At 68.0% G+C, this 17685-nt stretch carries 14 protein-coding genes; 3 read left to right on the top strand and 11 right to left on the bottom strand.

Translation table 11 applies throughout. The features are described 5' to 3' along the window. Positions 1-39 precede the first annotated feature (39 nt). Positions 40-969, bottom strand: coding sequence for a cytochrome c (locus QNJ30_11935; protein MDJ0944172.1), 930 nt, complete (start codon positions 967-969; stop codon positions 40-42). Between the two features lie 12 nt (positions 970-981). After that, entirely contained in the window at positions 982-1437 is a 456-nt protein-coding gene (locus tag QNJ30_11930; protein ID MDJ0944171.1) for a cytochrome c, read from the bottom strand. A gap of 178 nt (positions 1438-1615) precedes the next feature. Here QNJ30_11930 and QNJ30_11925 point away from each other — a divergent pair, with 178 nt between their 5' ends. The 3 genes from QNJ30_11925 to QNJ30_11915 all read left to right on the top strand — a co-directional run bounded on the left by QNJ30_11925 (position 1616) and on the right by QNJ30_11915 (position 4106). Continuing rightward, entirely contained in the window at positions 1616-2200 is a 585-nt protein-coding gene (locus tag QNJ30_11925) for a TIGR00730 family Rossman fold protein (protein ID MDJ0944170.1), read from the top strand. A gap of 116 nt (positions 2201-2316) precedes the next feature. Beyond that, positions 2317-3531 (top strand): NADP-dependent isocitrate dehydrogenase, encoded by a 1215-nt coding sequence (locus QNJ30_11920; protein MDJ0944169.1) that lies wholly within the window; start codon positions 2317-2319, stop codon positions 3529-3531. A 59-nt stretch (positions 3532-3590) separates the two neighbouring features. After that, positions 3591-4106 carry a peptidylprolyl isomerase gene (locus tag QNJ30_11915; GenBank protein ID MDJ0944168.1) on the top strand — a complete coding sequence of 172 codons (516 nt, stop codon included), beginning with the start codon at positions 3591-3593 and terminating at the stop codon, positions 4104-4106. A gap of 57 nt (positions 4107-4163) precedes the next feature. Here QNJ30_11915 and QNJ30_11910 read toward each other — a convergent pair whose 3' ends face one another. The 9 genes from QNJ30_11910 to QNJ30_11870 all read right to left on the bottom strand — a co-directional run bounded on the left by QNJ30_11910 (position 4164) and on the right by QNJ30_11870 (position 17667). Continuing rightward, positions 4164-4607, bottom strand: coding sequence for a hypothetical protein (locus tag QNJ30_11910; GenBank protein MDJ0944167.1), 444 nt, complete (start codon positions 4605-4607; stop codon positions 4164-4166). A gap of 252 nt (positions 4608-4859) precedes the next feature. After that, positions 4860-5852 (bottom strand): dipeptide ABC transporter ATP-binding protein, encoded by a 993-nt coding sequence (locus QNJ30_11905; GenBank protein ID MDJ0944166.1) that lies wholly within the window; start codon positions 5850-5852, stop codon positions 4860-4862. Continuing rightward, the gene (locus QNJ30_11900; GenBank protein ID MDJ0944165.1) at positions 5849-6844 is read right to left on the bottom strand and encodes an ATP-binding cassette domain-containing protein; all 996 of its coding nucleotides are present in this window, start codon (positions 6842-6844) and stop codon (positions 5849-5851) included. Before QNJ30_11900 ends, QNJ30_11905 begins: the two co-directional genes overlap by 4 nt. Positions 6845-6849: 5 nt before the next feature. Then, on the bottom strand, positions 6850-7704 hold the full coding sequence (locus QNJ30_11895; GenBank protein MDJ0944164.1) for an ABC transporter permease subunit: 855 nt from the start codon (positions 7702-7704) through the stop codon (positions 6850-6852). Between the two features lie 70 nt (positions 7705-7774). Continuing rightward, complete coding sequence (locus QNJ30_11890; protein MDJ0944163.1) at positions 7775-8785, bottom strand: ABC transporter permease subunit; 1011 nt, start codon at positions 8783-8785, stop codon at positions 7775-7777. Between the two features lie 80 nt (positions 8786-8865). Beyond that, positions 8866-10446, bottom strand: coding sequence for an ABC transporter substrate-binding protein (locus QNJ30_11885; protein MDJ0944162.1), 1581 nt, complete (start codon positions 10444-10446; stop codon positions 8866-8868). 394 nt (positions 10447-10840) lie between these two features. Then, a complete protein-coding gene (gene alaS, locus QNJ30_11880) occupies positions 10841-13516 on the bottom strand; it encodes an alanine--tRNA ligase (GenBank protein ID MDJ0944161.1) in 2676 nt (891 codons plus the stop codon). A 344-nt stretch (positions 13517-13860) separates the two neighbouring features. Then, a complete protein-coding gene (recA, locus tag QNJ30_11875) occupies positions 13861-14943 on the bottom strand; it encodes a recombinase RecA (GenBank protein ID MDJ0944160.1) in 1083 nt (360 codons plus the stop codon). Between the two features lie 249 nt (positions 14944-15192). Next, a complete protein-coding gene (locus QNJ30_11870; GenBank protein ID MDJ0944159.1) occupies positions 15193-17667 on the bottom strand; it encodes a PAS domain-containing protein in 2475 nt (824 codons plus the stop codon). Between the last annotated feature and the right edge of the window lie 18 nt (positions 17668-17685).

Genomic DNA, 17685 nt, shown 5'->3' with positions numbered 1-17685 from the left:
CCTAGTACGCCGGGGGGGCCGGCGCAATGCTCAGCCCCTTCAAGGCCCTGGCTGTTCCGGCAGCGATTTCAGGTAAGCTGCGATCGCCTTGCGGTCGTTTTCGGTCAGGTGCCCGGTGCCCTCGCGGATCACGTCCTCCATCGAACCGCCGGCGACGTCGCCGTCCGGCATGACGCCGAGCTGCAGGAAAAAGGTCAGATCCGACTCCGACCATTCGCCGATCCCGTCGCCGGGATGCGGCGTGATGTTCGGCACCTTCTTGCCGTCGGGTCCCTTGAGGGTGCCGGCGAGCTGGCGGTCGCCGTCGAGGGCGCCGAGGGCGTTGCGTGGGGTGTGGCATTCGCCGCAATGGCCGAGATGCCGGACCAGATAGGCGCCGCGGTTCCACTGGGCGTCCTTTTCGGGGACGGGCTGGAAGGCGCCGGGCTCGAAGAACAGCCATTTCCACACGCCGGCCAGGAAACGGAATCCAAAGGGGAAATCGAGCTCGTGTGCAATGTTGGGCTCGGGAGCGGGATCGACGCCCTGAAGATAGGCCCAGAGGTCCGCAAGGTCCTGGTTCTGCATCCCGGTGTAGGAGGGAAAAGGGAAAGCCGGGAAGTAGTGGCTGCCGTCCGGGGCCTCGCCGAGGCGCAGCGCCCGGGCGAAGTCGGTCAGCGCCCAGCGGCCGATCCCGTGCTCGGGGTCCGGAGTTATGTTGGGCGAATAGAAGGTGCCGTAGGGGGTCGTGAAGGCGCGGCCGCCAGCCAGCGGCCGCGCCCCCGACACCGGACGGGTGTGGCAGGCATAGCAGCCGGCCGCACGGAAGAGGTATTCGCCTCTTGCCGCATCGCCCGGCCCGGAATTGCCCTGGGCGGCTGCGCTCCTCGCAAGCGCCGCAAGGCCGAGAACGCCGAGAACCGCGAAGCAGGCGAGGCGGCCCCGCCCCCGCCGGACGCTGCGGCTCCTGCCCTTCCTGGGATCACGCAAGGCCGGTCCAATCTACTTCTTGACCCGATAGGGCTTGTGGCAGCCGCCGCAAGCCTTGCCCAGGTCGCCGAAGGCGGCGGCGAGCTTCTGCTTGTCGCCGCTTGCGGCGACGCTGGCCAGGTTGGCCGATGCGGCATCCAGCGCCTGCGCCGCCTTCTCGAAGCCGGCCCAGTCTTCCCAGATCTTGGGTAGCGCCGCGGTCTTGTGGCTGCCGTTGTCGGTCCCCTTGGGAAAGACCGCGGTCACGTTCTTCGACATGGCATTGATGCTGTTGGCATGACCCGCCACGTGATCCGTGTAGGAGACCTGGCCCTTGACCACACTCGCAATTGAAGCCATGTGGCCGCCGATCGCCTTCATCACGGCCTGGCGGTACTTGATGACGTTCTCGGGCTCGTCGACCGCCAGCGCCTGGGTGCTGAGCCCCAGGGCGGCCGCGATACACAGGACTGCTGCAAGCTTGTTCATTTTCTCTCCCCTGATTGGAAATCGCGCTACCCTGCGGGAGGGGTAACACCCGGATAAACCCGTGTCCCGGGCCGCTTATTCCCGGCCGTACCTCGGGGCAAGCAGCCGGCCCTTGTCGTGCCGGCTCGAATCAGGTTAACGCGATGCTCTTCCAAGTCCAATGAAAGGACACACTGTTGTGACCGGGATTTCCGCCCTCTGCGTCTACTGCGGTTCCTCGAACGGTGCCGACCCGGGCTACCTTGAGGCGGCGCGGCGGGTCGGCCGGGCGGCCGCCGAACGCGGCATCGGGATCGTCTTCGGCGGCGGCCGGGTCGGCATGATGGGCGCGGTCGCCGACGGCGCGCTGGAGGCCGGCGGCGAGGTGATCGGCATCATCCCCGGCCACCTGCAGGATCAGGAGGTCGGTCACGACGGCCTGACCCGGCTCGAGATCGTCGACTCCATGCACGTGCGCAAGATGCGGATGTTCGAGCTGTCCGACGCCTTCTGCGCCCTGCCGGGCGGCCTCGGGACATTGGACGAGACCTTCGAGATCGTCACCTGGAAGCAGCTCGGCCTGCACGACGCGCCGGTCCTGCTGGTCAACCTCGACGGCTACTGGGACCCGCTGCTGGAAATGGTCGCGCATCAGGCCGAGGCCGGCTTCGTGCGCCCGCAGCACCGGCATCTCTTCCAGGTCGTAGACAGCATCGACGCCCTTTTCCAGGCCCTGGCGGCGGCCGCACCGCCTCGCCTCAAAGTGGATTCGCGAAAGCTCTAACCTAACTGCAAGGCGGCAGGCGACACGGGCGGGAGCCCCGCTTGCCATGTCGATCCTGCCTGCTATCTTGCCGCGCCGGTCCGCGCGCGCGGGCCGGGGGCCGCTGGAGAGGGAAGATGGCGAAAATCGAAGTGAAGACCCCGCTCGTCGAACTCGACGGCGACGAGATGACGCGGATCATCTGGGCCAAGATCAAGGACAAGCTGATCCTGCCCTACCTCGATGTCGACCTGAAGTACTTCGACCTCTCGGTCCAGAGCCGGGACGCCACCGACGACCGGATCACCGTGGACTCGGCCAACGCCATCAAGCAGTACGGGGTCGGCGTCAAGTGCGCGACCATCACGCCCGACGAGGCCCGGGTCGAGGAGTTCGGACTGAAGAAGATGTGGCGCTCGCCCAACGGCACGATCCGCAACATCCTGGGCGGCACCGTCTTTCGCCAGCCGATCATCTGCGACAACGTGCCGCGCCTGGTGCCGGGCTGGACCCAGCCGATCGTGATCGGCCGCCACGCCTTCGGCGACCAGTACCGCGCGACCGACTTCCTGGTGCCCGGCCCCGGCAAGCTGACCCTGACCTTCACCCCGGCCGGCGGCGGCGAGGTGATCAGCCACGAGATCTTTGACTTCCCCGATTCCGGCATCGCCATGGGGATGTACAACCTCGACGAATCGATCCGCGGCTTCGCCCGGGCCTGCATGAACTACGGCTTGGCCTTGGGCTGGCCGGTCTACCTCTCGACCAAGAACACCATCCTCAAGGCCTACGACGGCCGCTTCATGGACCTCTTCCAGGAGGTCTTCGACGCCGAGTTCAAGGACAAGTTCGACGCCAAGGGCATCACCTACGAGCACCGCCTGATCGACGACATGGTGGCCTGCGCGCTGAAGTGGTCCGGCGGCTTCGTCTGGGCCTGCAAGAACTACGACGGCGACGTCCAGTCCGACACGGTGGCCCAGGGCTTCGGCTCGCTGGGCCTGATGACCTCGGTCCTGATGACGCCTGATGGCAACACCATCGAGGCCGAGGCGGCCCACGGCACCGTCACCCGCCACTACCGCCTGCACCAGCAGGGCAAGGAAACCTCGACGAACCCCATCGCCTCGATCTTCGCCTGGACCCGCGGGCTCGCCTATCGCGGACGCTTTGACGATACGCCCGACGTCGTGAACTTCGCGGAAGCCCTGGAAAAGGTCTGCATCGACACGGTGGAATCCGGTTTCATGACCAAGGACCTGGCCCTGCTGATCGGGCCGGACCAGACCTGGCTCAACACCGACCAGTTCATGGACAAGATCGACGAAAACCTCCAGGAGGCGATGAAATGACGGCAGGCCGCCGGCTGACCACCTTCGTCCTGACAGTGCTATTTGCGGGAGCTCTCACCATGACCCAAGGCAGCGAGGGGGCCGGCGCCGCCTCAGATCCGGAAAACACCCTGATCCTGGAGCTTAAGGACGGCAAGGTCGTGATCGAGCTCTACCCCGACGTCGCGCCCAAGCACGTCGCCCGGATCAAGGAGCTGGCGCGCGCGGGCTTCTACGACGGGATCGTCTTCCACCGCGTCATCGGCGGCTTCATGGCCCAGACCGGCGACCCGACCGGGACCGGACGCGGCGGCTCGGACAAGCCCGACCTGCCGGCGGAATTCTCCGACCGGCCTTTCGAGCGCGGCACCCTCGGCATGGCGCGGTCCCAGAACCCCAACAGCGCCAACAGCCAGTTCTTCATCTGCTTCGCGCCGGCCTCCTTCCTGAACGGCCAGTACACGGTCTTCGGCAAGGTCGTCGAGGGCATGCAGTTCGTCGACCTGATCAAGAAGGCGCCGGAGAGCGACCGCAGCGGCACGGTCCAGAACCCGGACAAGATGATCTCGCTGAAGGTCGCCGCCGACGTTCAGTAGTCGCAGCGGGCCGGCCGAACCTGGAGGGTCCGGCCGGCTTCGACAGCGTCGCAGGGGTCAGGCGCCGAGGTCCTGGTCGTGGCTGCCGCGCCAGGAGCGGACCCGGACCCGGTCGTAGGGCCGGCAGTCCGTGGGGGCCGCCGGAAGCAGGTCCGGCTGGCTCCAGGTCGCGCCGCGCAGGTTTGTGCCCGACCACCAGGAGACGATTACGATCTCCTCGGCCAGGAACCTCCGGAGCCAGGTCAGGCAGTCCGGATCCTCCTCGCTGCTGGTGAAGCGGCCGAAATGGCCGTTGTAGTGATCGACGCCGACGGTGATGACCTTCGCCTTGGTGATCACGTAGAGCGTGGGCTGGAGATCGGCGCCCTCCGGCGCGGGCACCTCGATGAAAAGATGGCCGGTCTCGCCCGAGTCGAGATGGACCCGGGCCGAAGCCTGCCAACCTGGAAAATGCTGGAAGACCTCGTCCGCCACCAGGCGCGAGAAATGATCCAACTGCACCGCGTCCCGCCTTCCTGTTGCACCGCTTCACCATCGCCCCGGATCTCCGGCGCCTAGGGCATTATCCGATCAGATAGAATCGCTTCGCGATCCATCTGGCCGGATGTAATGCCCTACCTTCAGAGTGATAGCGCACTATTCCCGGCCAGACGCGAACGCGTCTAATCGGGAAGTGCGCTAGGATCCCCGGGCGAGCGCACGACCAACAGGCTAGCCTCAGGAACTTTCTCGCAATAGCTGTAATGGCGCGGGTCAGGCCTGCGCGCTGACCGGCTCGGCGATCGTCTCCGCATGGTGGCAGGCGACCTGGCGGCCGTCGAAGGCGCGCAACTCGGGCAGCTCGCGGCTGCAGGCCTCGGTCGCGTGCGGACAGCGGCGGTGGAAGGCGCAGCCCGGCGGCGGGTCCAGGGGCGAGGGCAACTCGCCCTTGAGCGCGATCCGCTCGTGCCGTCGCTGCGGGTCCACCGCCGGCGTGCTGGCCAGGAGGGCGCGGGTATAGGGGTGCGCGGGCCGTTCGAAGATCGCATCGCGAGCGCCCTGCTCCACCGGCCGGCCCAGGTACATCACCATGACCTCGTCGCAGAGGTGGCGCACCACCGAGAGGTCGTGGGAGATGAAGAGATAGGCCAGGTTGAACTCCTCCTGAAGGTCCATCAGCAGGTTCAGGACCTGGGCCTGGATCGAGACGTCCAAGGCCGAGACCGGCTCGTCGGCGACCAGGATCCGGGGCTGCAGCATCAGCGCCCGGGCGATGGCGATGCGCTGTCGCTGGCCGCCGGAAAACATGTGCGGATAGCGGTTGTAGTGCTCCGGCCGCAGCCCGACCTTGGCCATCATCTCGCGCGCCCGCTCGGCCCGCTCGGCGGCGCTCATGGAGGTGTTGATGACCAGCGGCTCTTCCAGGATCGCGCCCACCTTCTTGCGCGGGTTGAGCGAGCCGAAGGGGTCTTGGAAGACGATCTGGACCACCTTGCGGATCTCATGAAGCTCGGCCGTACCCGCCTCGGTCACATCCCGGCCGTCGATGATCAGCCGGCCCGCGGTCGGCCGCTCGATCTGGGTGACCAGGCGGGCCAGAGTCGACTTGCCGCAGCCGGACTCGCCAACCACCGCCAGGGTCTTGCCCGGCGCCAGCCGGAAGGACGCGCCGGCCAGGGCCTTGACCGTCGCGCTGCCGGCGAGGAAGCCGCGCCGCACCTCGTAGTGGCGGGCCAGCTCGGCCGCCTCGAGGACCGGGGCGCTCATGCCGCGTCTCCCGTGGCGCCGCTGTCGGAGGGACGGTCCAGCGGACGGAAGCAGCGTACGCGGCCGCCGCCGTCGCCGTCGAGCGCCGGCCGCTCGCTGCGGCAGCGGTCCTCGGCGAAGCGGCAGCGCGGGTTGAAGAGGCAGCCTTCGGGCCGGTCGCCGGCGCCCGGCACCACTCCGGGGATCGTCGGCAGGCGCCGCTTGCCCTTCGCCCGCTCCGGCAGCGCGTCCAGCAGCGCCGCGGTATAGGGATGGCGGGGATGGGCGAAGAGCCGGTCGACGCCCCGCTCCTCGACCTGCTGGCCGGCGTACATCACGGTCACCCGCTGCGCCGTCTCGGCAACGACCGCCATGTCGTGGGTGATCAGCACCAGGGCCATGCGTCGCTCCCGCTGCAGGCGCAGCAGCAGGTCGAGGATCTGAGCCTGGATGGTCACGTCGAGCGCTGTGGTCGGCTCGTCGGCGATCAGGAGCCGCGGGTTGCAGGCGATCGCCATGGCGATCATGACCCGCTGGTTCATGCCGCCGGACAGCTGGTGCGGAAAGGCATCGAGGCGGGTCTCGGGATCCGGGATCCCGACCAGGTCGAGCAGCTCCACGGCGCGCCGGCGGCGGTCGTGGCGGGCCAGGCCCTCGTGGACCTTGAGCGACTCCATAATCTGAAAGCCGACGGTGAAGCAGGGGTTGAGGCTGGTCATGGGCTCCTGGAAGATCATCGCCATGTCCTTGCCGACGATCCGCCGCCGCGCCGCGGTCGGCAGGCCCAGCAGGTCCTGGCCGGCGAAGGCGAGCCGCTCGGCCTCGACCTTGGCGGTCCAGGGAAGCAGGCCCATCAAGGCGAGCATGGTGACGCTCTTGCCGGAGCCGGACTCCCCGACGACGCCCAGGATATCGCCCTCCTCCAAGGTCAGATCGATGCCGTCGACCGCACGGAAGGGTCCGAAGGCAGTCTGGAACTCGACCGAAAGGTTGCGGATCTCGAGCAGGGCCACGGCGCTCAGCTCCGCTTCAGCTTCGGATCCAGGGCGTCGCGCAGACCGTCGCCCATGAGGTTGAAGGACAGCACCGTGACCAGGATCGCCAGGCCGGGGAAGGTCACCACCCACCAGGCCCGGGTGATGAAGTCGCGGGCGTCGGCCAGCAGGGTGCCCCATTCGGGCGTCGGCGGCTGGGCACCCATGCCGAGGAAGCCCAGCGCCGCGGCGTCCAGGATCGCGGCCGAGAAGCTCAAGGTCGCCTGCACGATCAGCGGCGCCATGCAGTTGGGCAGCACCGTGGAGAACATCAGACGGAAGAGCCCGGCGCCGGAGACCCGGCTGGCCGTGACGTAGTCCTTGGACAGCTCGGCAATCGCGGAGGCACGGGTCAGGCGGACGAAGTGCGGCATGTAGACCACGGCGACGGCGATCATCGCATTCTCCAGGCCCGGCCCCAGAATCGCGACGATGACCAGTGCCAGGAGCAGGCTGGGCACGGCCAGGATGATGTCCATCAGGCGCATGATCCCGGTCTCGACGAAGCCCCTGAAGAACGAGGCGACCAGCCCCAGCAGGATGCCGGACGACAGCGAAAGCGTGACCACGATGCAGCCGATCAGCAACGAGTAGCGCGCGCCGTGCATGATCCGCGACAGCATGTCGCGGCCGGTCGCGTCGGTGCCCAAGGGAAAGGCCCAGCTGCCGCCCTCCTCCCAGGCCGGCGGCTGCAGCAGGTGATCGCGGTTCTGCTCGTTGGGCAGATGCGGCGCGAGGAGATCCGCGAAGATCGCCATCAGAACGACGGCGACGATGACGACCATGCCGATCACGGCGCCCCGGTTCTCGCTGAAGTAGAACCAGAACTCCTTCAGCATCAGGAGGGTCGCGTTCTCCTCCCGGGCCTGCGTCTCTGGCTTCGCCGCTCGGGCAATCTCGGTCATGGCGCTATCCCGTCCGCCGGATCCGCGGGTTGATCAGGCCGTAGAGCAGGTCGACCAGCATGTTCACGATCATCACGATCCCCGCGATCATCAGCAGTCCGCCCTGCACCGAGGGATAGTCGCGGCGGAAGATCGAGTCGACCATCCACTTGCCGATCCCCGGCCAGGAAAAGATGGTCTCGGTCAGGATCGCGCCCGCCAGCAGCACGCCGACCTGAAGGCCGATCACCGTGACCACCGGGATCAGGGCGTTGCGCAGGGCGTGCAGGCCGACCACCCGCAGCGGCGGCAGGCCCTTGGCCCGCGCGGTGCGGACGTAATCCTCGCTCAGCACCTCGAGCATGGCGGAGCGGGTCTGGCGCGCGATCACCGCCATGGGAACCGTTGCCAGGACCACGGTCGGCAGGATCAGGTGGCGGACCGCCGAGCGGAAGGCGCCCTCCTCGCCCGACAGCAGGCTATCGATCAGCATGAAGCCGGTCACCGGTTCGAAGAAGTAGAGCAGCGAGATCCGCCCAGACACAGGGGTCCAGCCGAGGGTGGCGGAGAAATAGATGATCAGCAGCAGGCCCCACCAGAAGATCGGCATGGAATAGCCGGTCAGGGAAACGGTCATGACCCCGTGGTCGAGGATCGAGCCCCGCTTGACCCCGGCCAGGATGCCGAAGGGCAGGCCGATCGCGATCGCCAGAACGATGGCGCAGAGCGAGAGCTCGATCGTGGCCGGAAATAGCGTCAGGAACTCCTCCACCACCGGCCGCCGGGTGACGATCGACTGCCCGAGGTCGCCTTGGAAAAGGTCGCCGACATAGTTCAGGTACTGCTGCCACAACGGCTTGTCGTAGCCGAACTGCCGCATCAGTTCGGCGTGGCGCTCGGGGCTGACGCTGCGCTCGCCGGCCAGGACCTCGATCGGATCGCCGGGTATTAACCGGATGAAGGCGAAGGCGACGATCGTGACTCCGACGAAGGTCGGGATCAGGTGCCCCAGTCGCGTCAGCACGAAGCGCAGCATGTCCTGCCAATCCAGCCGCCAAGAAAGTCGGGCGGGGAAGGATGGCCTTCCCCGCCCCGTTTCACACCGTTAGGCCGCTCCTACTCCTCGAGGTCGACGCCATAGAAGACGTGCGTCCCGAAAGGATTGATCCGGAAGTTCTTGACCTCCTTGCGCACCGGCTTGAAGACCACGGAATGCGCGATCGTGACCCAGGGCGCCTCTTCCTTGAAAACGACCTGGGCCTGCTCGTAGAGCTCGGTCCGGTCCTCCAGCTCGCTGGTGACCTTCGCCTTCTGGATCAGCTCCTCGAAAGGCTTGTGGCACCAGCGCGAGCGGTTCGAGCCGCCGACGCCGTCGCAGCCCAAGAGCACGGCGAGGAAGTTGTCCGGATCGCCGTTGTCGCCGGTCCAGCCGAGCAGGACCGAGTCGTGCTCGCCCTCCTTGGAGCGCTTGAGGTACTCGCCCCATTCGAAGGATACGATATCGGCCTTGACCCCGACCTTCTCCCAGTCGGCCTGAATCAGCTCGGCCATGCGCCGGGCGTTGGGGTTGTAGGGCCGCTGCACCGGCATGGCCCAGATGTTGGTCTTGAGGTCCTTGACGCCGGCCTCGTCCAGCAGCTTCTTGGCCTTCTCGGGATCATAGGGATAGTCCTGGACCTCGTCGTTGTAGGACCAGATGGTCGGCGGGATCGGGTTTTTCGCCGCCTTGCCGGCGCCCTGGAAGACCACGTCGATGATCGCCTGCTTGTTGATGGCCATGTTCAGGGCCTGGCGGACCTTCCTGTCGTCGAAGGGCTTCTTTTCGACGTTGAAGCCGAGATAGCCGACGTTCAGGCCCTCCTGCTGCAGCAGCTTGATCTCCGGGTCCGACTTCATCGCCTCCAGGTCGGCCGGGTTGGGATAGGGCATGACGTGGCATTCCCCGGCCCGCAGCTTCTGGTAGCGGACGTTGGCGTCCGGCGTGATCGCGAAGACCAGATTGTCGATCGCCGCCTTGCCGGCCCAGTAGTCCGGGTGAGCCTTGTAGCGGATCACCGCGTCCTTCTGGTAAGCGACCAGCTGGAAGGGACCGGTGCCGACCGGCTCCAGGTCGACCTTCTCCGGGGTCCCAGCCTTCATCATGGCGTCGGCGTACTCGGCCGAGAAGATCGAGGCGAAGTCCATGCCCAGGTTGGCGATCATCGGTGCCTCGGGCCGGTTCAGAATGAACTTCACCGTGTAGTCGTCGACCTTGACCACGTCCTTCAGCAGATCCGGCATGGACATGCCGTTGAAGTACTCGAAGGAACCGCCCGAGACCGCGTGGTAGGGATGGTCCTTCTTCAGCTGGCGCAGGAAACTGAAGAGGACGTCGTCGGCGTTGAAGTCGCGGCTCGGCGTGAAGCCCTTGGTGGTCTGGAACTTGACGCCCTTGCGCAGCTTGAACGTGTACTCCAGGCCGTCGCCGGAGATCGTCCAGTCCTCGGCCAGCGCCGGCTCGATGTTGGTCGTGCCGCGCTCGAACTCGACCAAGCGGTTGTAGATCGCCTGCGAGGAGGCATCAAAGGTGGTGCCGGCGGTGTAGAAGGCCGGGTTGAAGCCCTCGGGGCTGCCCTCGGAGCAGAAGACCAGGGTCTTCGCCTGCACCGGCAGGGTAACGCACAGGGACGCCGCCACCGCGAGGGTCGCGGACAGCATTGGGCGTTTCACGGGTGTCCTCCCAATTTTATCTTTCTGAGCTAGGTCTGCTAAGGACGTGGCCAGGGGGAATCCACCCCCGCATTGGGCGGTAGTGAGGCACGACGGCATGACCCTGTCAACCGAAGGGCTGATCACAAAATGAGCAGAGTTTTCGCTTCGCGGCCAAGGACATCCGGGCCGCTTGTTTGCCGGACGGAGCCGCGGGCCGGCCCCCCGGGATCCAGCCACAAGGGCTGCCGCGAGGCCGGGTCGTGATGTAACCGTTTCCGCGAACCCACACGGCGAGGTTGCTGACCTGGCCCCGGCACTGGGACCGGCATTGGGCCTGGAAAGAGCGGGCGGTCCCGCGCGCCGGGATCGACCCCTTCGGCCCGGCCCAGGGCCTATCCTGTCAGGCGGGCTGAAGCTCGGCCAGGGCGCCCTCGATGGCGGTCAGAGCCGCGGCGGCCCTGCTGCCGTCCGGGCCGCCGGCCTGGGCCATGTCCGGACGGCCGCCGCCGCCCTTGCCGCCCAGGGCCTCGGAACCGCGGCGCACAAGCTCGACCGCGTCGAGCCGGGAGGTGAGGTCTTCGGTCACCCCGACCACGATCGAGGCCTTGCCCTCGTTGACCGAGACCAGGGCCACCACGCCGCTGCCGACGTTGCGTTTCAGCTCGTCGGCCAGGGGCTTCAGGTCGCGCGGCGGGATGTCCTCCAGGACCCGGCCGGTGAAGGCGATGCCGCCGACCTCGCGAGCCTTGGGCGCCGCGGCGGCCTTGCCGCCGCCGCCGGTCGCGAGGCGCTTCTGCGCGTCCTTGAGCTCGCGCTGCAGGCGCTTGCGCTCCTCCAGCAGCCCGGCGATCCGCGCCGGCAGCTCAGCCGGCGCCGCCTTGAGGGCCGCCGCCGCCTCTTGCAGGAGGTGGTCCTGGGCCTCGACGTAGGCCAGGGCCGCTTCGCCGGCCAGGGCCTCGATGCGGCGCACGCCGGAGGCCAGGGCCTCCTCCCGGGTGATCTTGAGGAAGCCGATGTCGCCGGTCCGCCGGACGTGGGTGCCGCCGCAGAGCTCGGTCGAGTACTGCCGCTCGCCGCCCTTGAGGCTGTCGGCCCCGCCCATGGAGACGACCCGCACCTCCTCGCCGTACTTCTCGCCGAAAAGCGCGAGGGCGCCGGCTTCGATCGCCGCGTCCGGGGTCATGAAGCGGGTCTCGACCGGGGCGTTGGCCCGGATCCGTGCGTTGACGTCGGCTTCGATCGCCGCCAGGTCCTCAGGGCTCAGGGCCTTGGGATGGCTGAAGTCGAACCGCAGGCGGTCGGGCGCGACCAGCGAGCCCTTCTGGGTGACGTGGTCGCCCAGGCGCCGGCGTAAGGCCTCGTGCAGCAGGTGGGTCGCCGAGTGATGCACCCTCAGACCGCCACGCCGTCGGCCGTCGACCCGCAACTCGACTGCCTCGCCCAGCGCGATCTCGCCCTGGGTGACCTGGCCGCTGTGGACGTGCAGGTCGCCGAGCTTCTTCTGGGTGTCGGAGACCACGATCTCAGCCCCTTCGGCCGAGAAGATAATGCCCCAGTCGCCCTCCTGGCCGCCCGATTCGCCGTAGAAGGGCGTCTGGTTGACCACCACGACGACCTCCTGGCCAGCGGCGGCGCGCTCGACCTCCTCGCCGTCGACGACCAGGGCCTGGACCACACCTTCGGCAGCCTCGGTCCCGTAGCCGAGGAAGTCGGTGGCGCCAAGGCGCGCGCGCAGGTCGAACCAGAGGCTCTCGGTCGCCGCCTCGCCGGAGCCCTTCCAGGCCTCGCGGGCCTTGTCCTGCTGGACCTTCATCGCTGCGTCGAAGCCCGGGGTGTCGACGCCGCGGCCCTGGCCGCGCAGGATGTCCTGGGTCAGGTCGAGGGGAAAGCCGTAGGTGTCGTAGAGCTTGAAGGCGACCTCGCCGGGCAGGGCAGCGCCTTCGGACAGGCCGTCGATCTCGGCCTCCAGCAGCTTCAGGCCGCGGCCGAGGGTCTCCTTGAAGCGGCTCTCCTCCAGCCTCAAGGTCTCGGTGATCAGCGCCTCGGCACGCTCCAGCTCCGGGAAGGCCTGGGCCATCTGGACGCGCAGCGCCGGGACCAGGCGCCACATCAGCGGCTCCTTGCAGCCCAGCTTGTGGGCGTGGCGCATCGCGCGGCGCATGATCCGGCGCAGCACGTAGCCGCGGCCGTCGTTCGAGGGCAGCACGCCGTCGGCGATCAGGAAAGCCGAGGCCCGCAGGTGGTCGGCGATCACCCGGTGCGAGACCGCATGCGCCCCGTCGGCCGCCGTGGCCGAAGCCTCGGCCGAGGCCTCGATGATCGCGCGCATCAGGTCGATATCGTAGTTGTCGTGCTTGCCCTGGAGCACGGCGGCGATGCGCTCCAGCCCCATGCCGGTGTCGATCGAGGGTTTGGGCAGCTCGACCCGAGTCTCGGGATCGACCTGCTCGAACTGCATGAAGACCAGATTCCAGATCTCGATGAAGCGGTCGCCGTCCTCCTCCGGGCTGCCAGGCGGCCCGCCCGGGATCTCGGGCCCGTGGTCGAAGAAGATCTCCGAGCAGGGGCCGCAGGGCCCGGTGTCGCCCATGGCCCAGAAGTTGTCCGAGGTCGGAATGCGCAGGATCCGCGCCTCCGGCAGGCCGGCGATCTTGCGCCAGAGCTCGAAGGCCTGGTCGTCCTCGGCATAGACCGTGGCCAGCAGGCGCTCGCCCGGCAGGCCCAGTTCCTTGGTGACCAAGTTCCAGGCCAGCTCGATCGCCTGGTCCTTGAAGTAGTCGCCGAAGGAGAAGTTGCCCAGCATCTCGAAGAAGGTATGGTGGCGCGCGGTATAGCCGACGTTCTCCAGGTCGTTGTGCTTGCCGCCCGCCCGGACGCACTTCTGCGAGGTCACGGCGCGCCGATAGGGCCGCGACTCCTGGCCGGTGAAGACGTTCTTGAACTGGACCATGCCGGCGTTGGTGAACAGCAGGGTCGGATCGTTGCGCGGCACAAGGGGCGAGGAGGCCACGATCTCATGGCCGTGGCGTGCGAAGTAGTCCAGGAAAAGGCTGCGAATCTCACTCGTCGTCGGCATGGTCATTACCTGTGGCTTCGCGGCCTTGCGCGCAAGTTTGGAATGTCTCGAAAGTGGCCGGCCGCACCCCGGCCATGATTTAGCCCGCCGGGACCCGGCCTGTCCAGGACTCCCGGCGGATCGGACCGTCCCCCCGAGGCCCGGGGCGGGCCGGCCGCCCTCGCCCTGGACCAGGGCCGCCGCCGAACCCCACCGCGTCCGCCGGGGCTTACCCTAAGCCTCTGATTGAGCGAGAAAATTTGCTCAAAGAAAACCGGACGCCCTCGACCACGAAAGGTCGAGACGGCGCCCGGGACCAGAAGCAGGCCCCTGACGCGCGGCAGCGCGTCGGGGCTGCTCTCAAATCAGTCGGAGGCCTCGGCCGCGCCGGGCTCGGCGGCGCCGGCCTCCAGCATGGTCTCGTTGACCAGGCCGGCGTTCTCGCGGATCGCCCGCTCGATGGTCTGAGCCATCTCGGGATGCTCGCGCAGGAAGCCCTTGGCGTTCTCCCGGCCCTGGCCGATCCGCTGGCCGCCGTGGGAGAACCAGGCGCCGGACTTCTCGACCACCCCGGCCTGGACCCCCAGGTCCAGGAGCTCGCCGGTCTTGGAGATGCCCTCGCCGTACATGATGTCGAACTCGACCACCCGGAAGGGCGGCGCCAGCTTGTTCTTCACCACCTTGACCCGGGTCTGGTTGCCGACCACCGAATCCCGGTCCTTGATCGCGCCGATCCGGCGGATGTCCAGGCGGACCGAGGAGTAGAACTTCAGCGCGTTGCCGCCGGTCGTGGTCTCCGGGCTGCCGAACATCACCCCGATCTTCATGCGGATCTGGTTGATGAAGATGACCAGGGTTTGGGAGCGCGAGATCGAGCTGGTCAGCTTGCGCAGCGCCTGGCTCATCAGGCGGGCCTGCAGGCCGGGCAGCTGGTCGCCCATCTCGCCCTCGAGCTCGGCCCGCGGCACCAGGGCCGCCACCGAATCGACGACCAGGACGTCGAGGGCGCCGGAGCGCACCAGGGTGTCGGCGATCTCCAGCGCCTGCTCTCCGGCGTCCGGCTGCGAGATCAGCAGCTCGTCGACGTTGACGCCCAGCTTGTTGGCGTAGGTCGGATCGAGGGCGTGCTCGGCGTCGATGAAGGCGCAGGTGCCGCCCTGCTTCTGGGCCTCGGCGATGACGTGTAGGGCCAGGGTCGTCTTGCCCGAGGACTCCGGGCCGTAGATCTCGACCACCCGGCCACGCGGCAGGCCGCCGAGGCCGAGCGCGATGTCGAGGCTGATCGAGCCGGTCGAGACCACCTCGGTCTCCACCGCCTGCCCGCTCTGGCCCAGGCGCATGATCGAGCCCTTGCCGAAGGCGCGCTCGATCTGGCCGAGCGCCGCATCCAAAGCCTTGGTCTTGTCCTGGGAGTCCATATCGACGAGCCGCAACGCGTTCTGAGCCATTTCCGGGTTCCCTCTTATCACACAGCGACGGCGGCCGCTGCAATTCCAATTCTGTACCGCGTTTGTTCTCAAAAAACAAGTGCAAATGAGATCATAAAGTGAACATTGACCGAACCAATGCGGACCTTTGTCGGGTCGGTGGAACAGCGCAACGGGGTGGAAAATCGCGGAAACAAGCCAGGGTCCCGGCGTTGCCGGCCCCCTCCTTAGCCGTCCTCGACGGGCCCGGCGCCGGGCCCGCGCGGCGGTTCAGGCGGCGCCCTCGTGCAGCACTTCCTTCACCTTCTCGGCGAACTGCTTGAGGGTGAAGGGCTTGGCCAGGAAGTGGGTCGGCCCTTCGAGGTCCAGGCTCTGGCTCAGGTTGCGCTCGGTGTAGCCGGAGATGTAGATGACCTTGAGCTCCGGCCGCTCGGCGCGCACCTCCCGGACCAGGCCCGGTCCGTCGAGCTGGGGCATGACCACGTCGGTGATCAGCAGGTCGATCGGATCGCCGTGGTCGCGCATGACCTCCAGCGCGACCTCGCCGGAGCGCGCCTCGAGCACATTGTATCCCTTGTTGCGCAGAACCCGGGCGGAGAAGGCGCGCACCGCCTCCTCATCCTCGACCAGGAGCACGGTCCCCCGGCCGGTGGTATCCACCCGCCGGCGCGCCTCGGCCTCGTCGTCGGGCACCGCCTCGGTCTTTTCGAGCTCGTGGTGCGGCAGGTAGATCGCGAAGGTGGTCCCCTCGCCGATGACGCTCTCGACCGCCATGAAGCCGCCGGTCTGCATCACGATGCCGTAGACCGTCGACAGGCCCAGCCCGGTCCCGGCGCCGATTTCCTTGGTGGTGAAGAAGGGCTCGAAGATCCGGTCCATGTTCTCGCCGGGAATGCCGCAGCCGGTGTCCCGGACCTCGACCAGGGCGTAATGCCCGGGCGGGATGGTCTCCCGGCCGCGCTTGGCCGAGCGCTGCAGCTGGACGTCGCTGGTCTGGATGGTCAGCACGCCGCCCTCCGGCATGGCGTCGCGGGCGTTGACCGCAAGGTTGATGATCACCTGCTCGAGCTGCCCCTGGTCGACCTTGACCGGGCCGATGTCGCGGCCGTGGATCACCTTGAGGTCGATGTTCTCGCCGATCAGCCGGCGCAGCAGGTGGGTCAGCTCGGCCAGCACGTCGGTCAGGTTCAGCACCTTGGGCTGCAGGGTCTGCTGCCGCGAGAAGGCCAGCAGCTGGCGCACCAGGTTGGCGGCCCGATTGGCGTTCTGCTTGATCTGCATGATGTCGGCGAAGGACTGGTCGCCGGGCCGATGGCGCAACAGCAGCAGGTCCGAGAAGCCGATCATGGCGGTCAGCAGGTTGTTGAAGTCGTGGGCCATGCCGCCCGCGAGCTGACCGACCGCCTGCATCTTCTGGGACTGGGAGACCTGGTCCTCGAGCTTCTTCTGCTCGGTCATGTCGATAAAGTGTGTGATATAGCCGGCCGGCTTGCCGTCGGCGCCTTCGAGCCGGTTGACGTAAAGCGCGCAGACCACCTCGGGCCCGCCCTGGAAGCGGACCTCGATGGTCGGGTCGCCGGAGGGGTTGCCGCCGGCGGCAGCGATGGTCTTGGCCACCGAGTCGCGCTCGTCCTCGGCGACCAGGTCGACCAGGGGCTTGCCCTCGATGCCGTCCTGCGGCAGCTCAAGCAACCCGCGGAAGCTGGCGTTGGTCTCGGCGATCCTGCCGTCGGGCTCGAGCAGCGCGATCCCGATCGGCGCCTCCTCGAAGAAGCGCTTGAAGCGCTGCACCGAGTGCGCCAGGGCCTCCTCGACCGCCCGCTCGCGGGACAGGTTGCGGACCACCGAGCGGGTCCGCAGGACTTGGCCATCCTCGGCGCGGACGACGTCCTGGCTGATCAGGGCAGTGAAGGCCAGGCCGTCGGCCCCGCAGAGCGTCACCTCGCCGCGCAGCGGGTCTTCGCCGCCGGCGAAGGGATCGTAGGCGGCGGCCTCCGGCGCGGCGGCGGATCGGACCACGTCGTGCAGCCGGCGCTCGCCGCCCAGCAGCTCTTCCGGCGGCAGGCCGAGCCAGTCCGCCAGCGTCTGGTTCACGAAGAGGAACTGTCCCTCGGCGTCGACGGAATAGAAGCCGATCGGCGCGTGCTCCAGCAGGTCGACGAAGCGGGCCTGCTCTTCCTGGAGGATCGTCTCCATCTGACGCTCAGCGGTGATGTCGTCGACCAGCCAGAGCACGCAGCCCGGCCGCCCCTTCAGGGGATAGACGGTCACGCTGCGCCAGGCCTCCGGCGCCGCGCCGGCGCGGCGCCGGACCCGGATCTGGGCATGATCGGCGGCCCCGCCGCGGGCCTTGGCGGCGAGGCGCAGAACCGCTTCGTGGGACTCCGCGATGTCCTTGGTTTCCTCGCCGAGCAGCTCCGCCAGGCCGCGCTCCGCCGAGCCGAACTCAGTCTGACAGGCCGGGTTGGCGAGGATGACCCGGCCGTCGCGATCGACGATCTGGCGCGGCTGCGGGACCGCGTTCAGCGCGCCTTCCAGCATGGTGACGCGGCGCTGCGCCCTGACGCAGAGCCAGGCCGCGAGGGCCAGGGCGGCGCCGGCGAGGCAGAGCAAGGTCGCCCAGAGGTAGGCGCCCTCTGCACTGCCCGCCGGCGCGGCGGCGCCGGCGACCTGGGCGGCCGCCGGCAGGGCGCAGAGGGTTCCGGCGCCGGCGACGAGGCCGTACAGCGAGCTGATCTTGCGCATGAAACGGGTCACGGCGGA

This window comes from Kiloniellales bacterium (assembly GCA_030066685.1).
Taxonomy (GTDB): domain Bacteria; phylum Pseudomonadota; class Alphaproteobacteria; order Kiloniellales; family JAKSBE01; genus JAKSBE01.
This window is presented reverse-complemented; position numbering and strand designations above follow the sequence as displayed.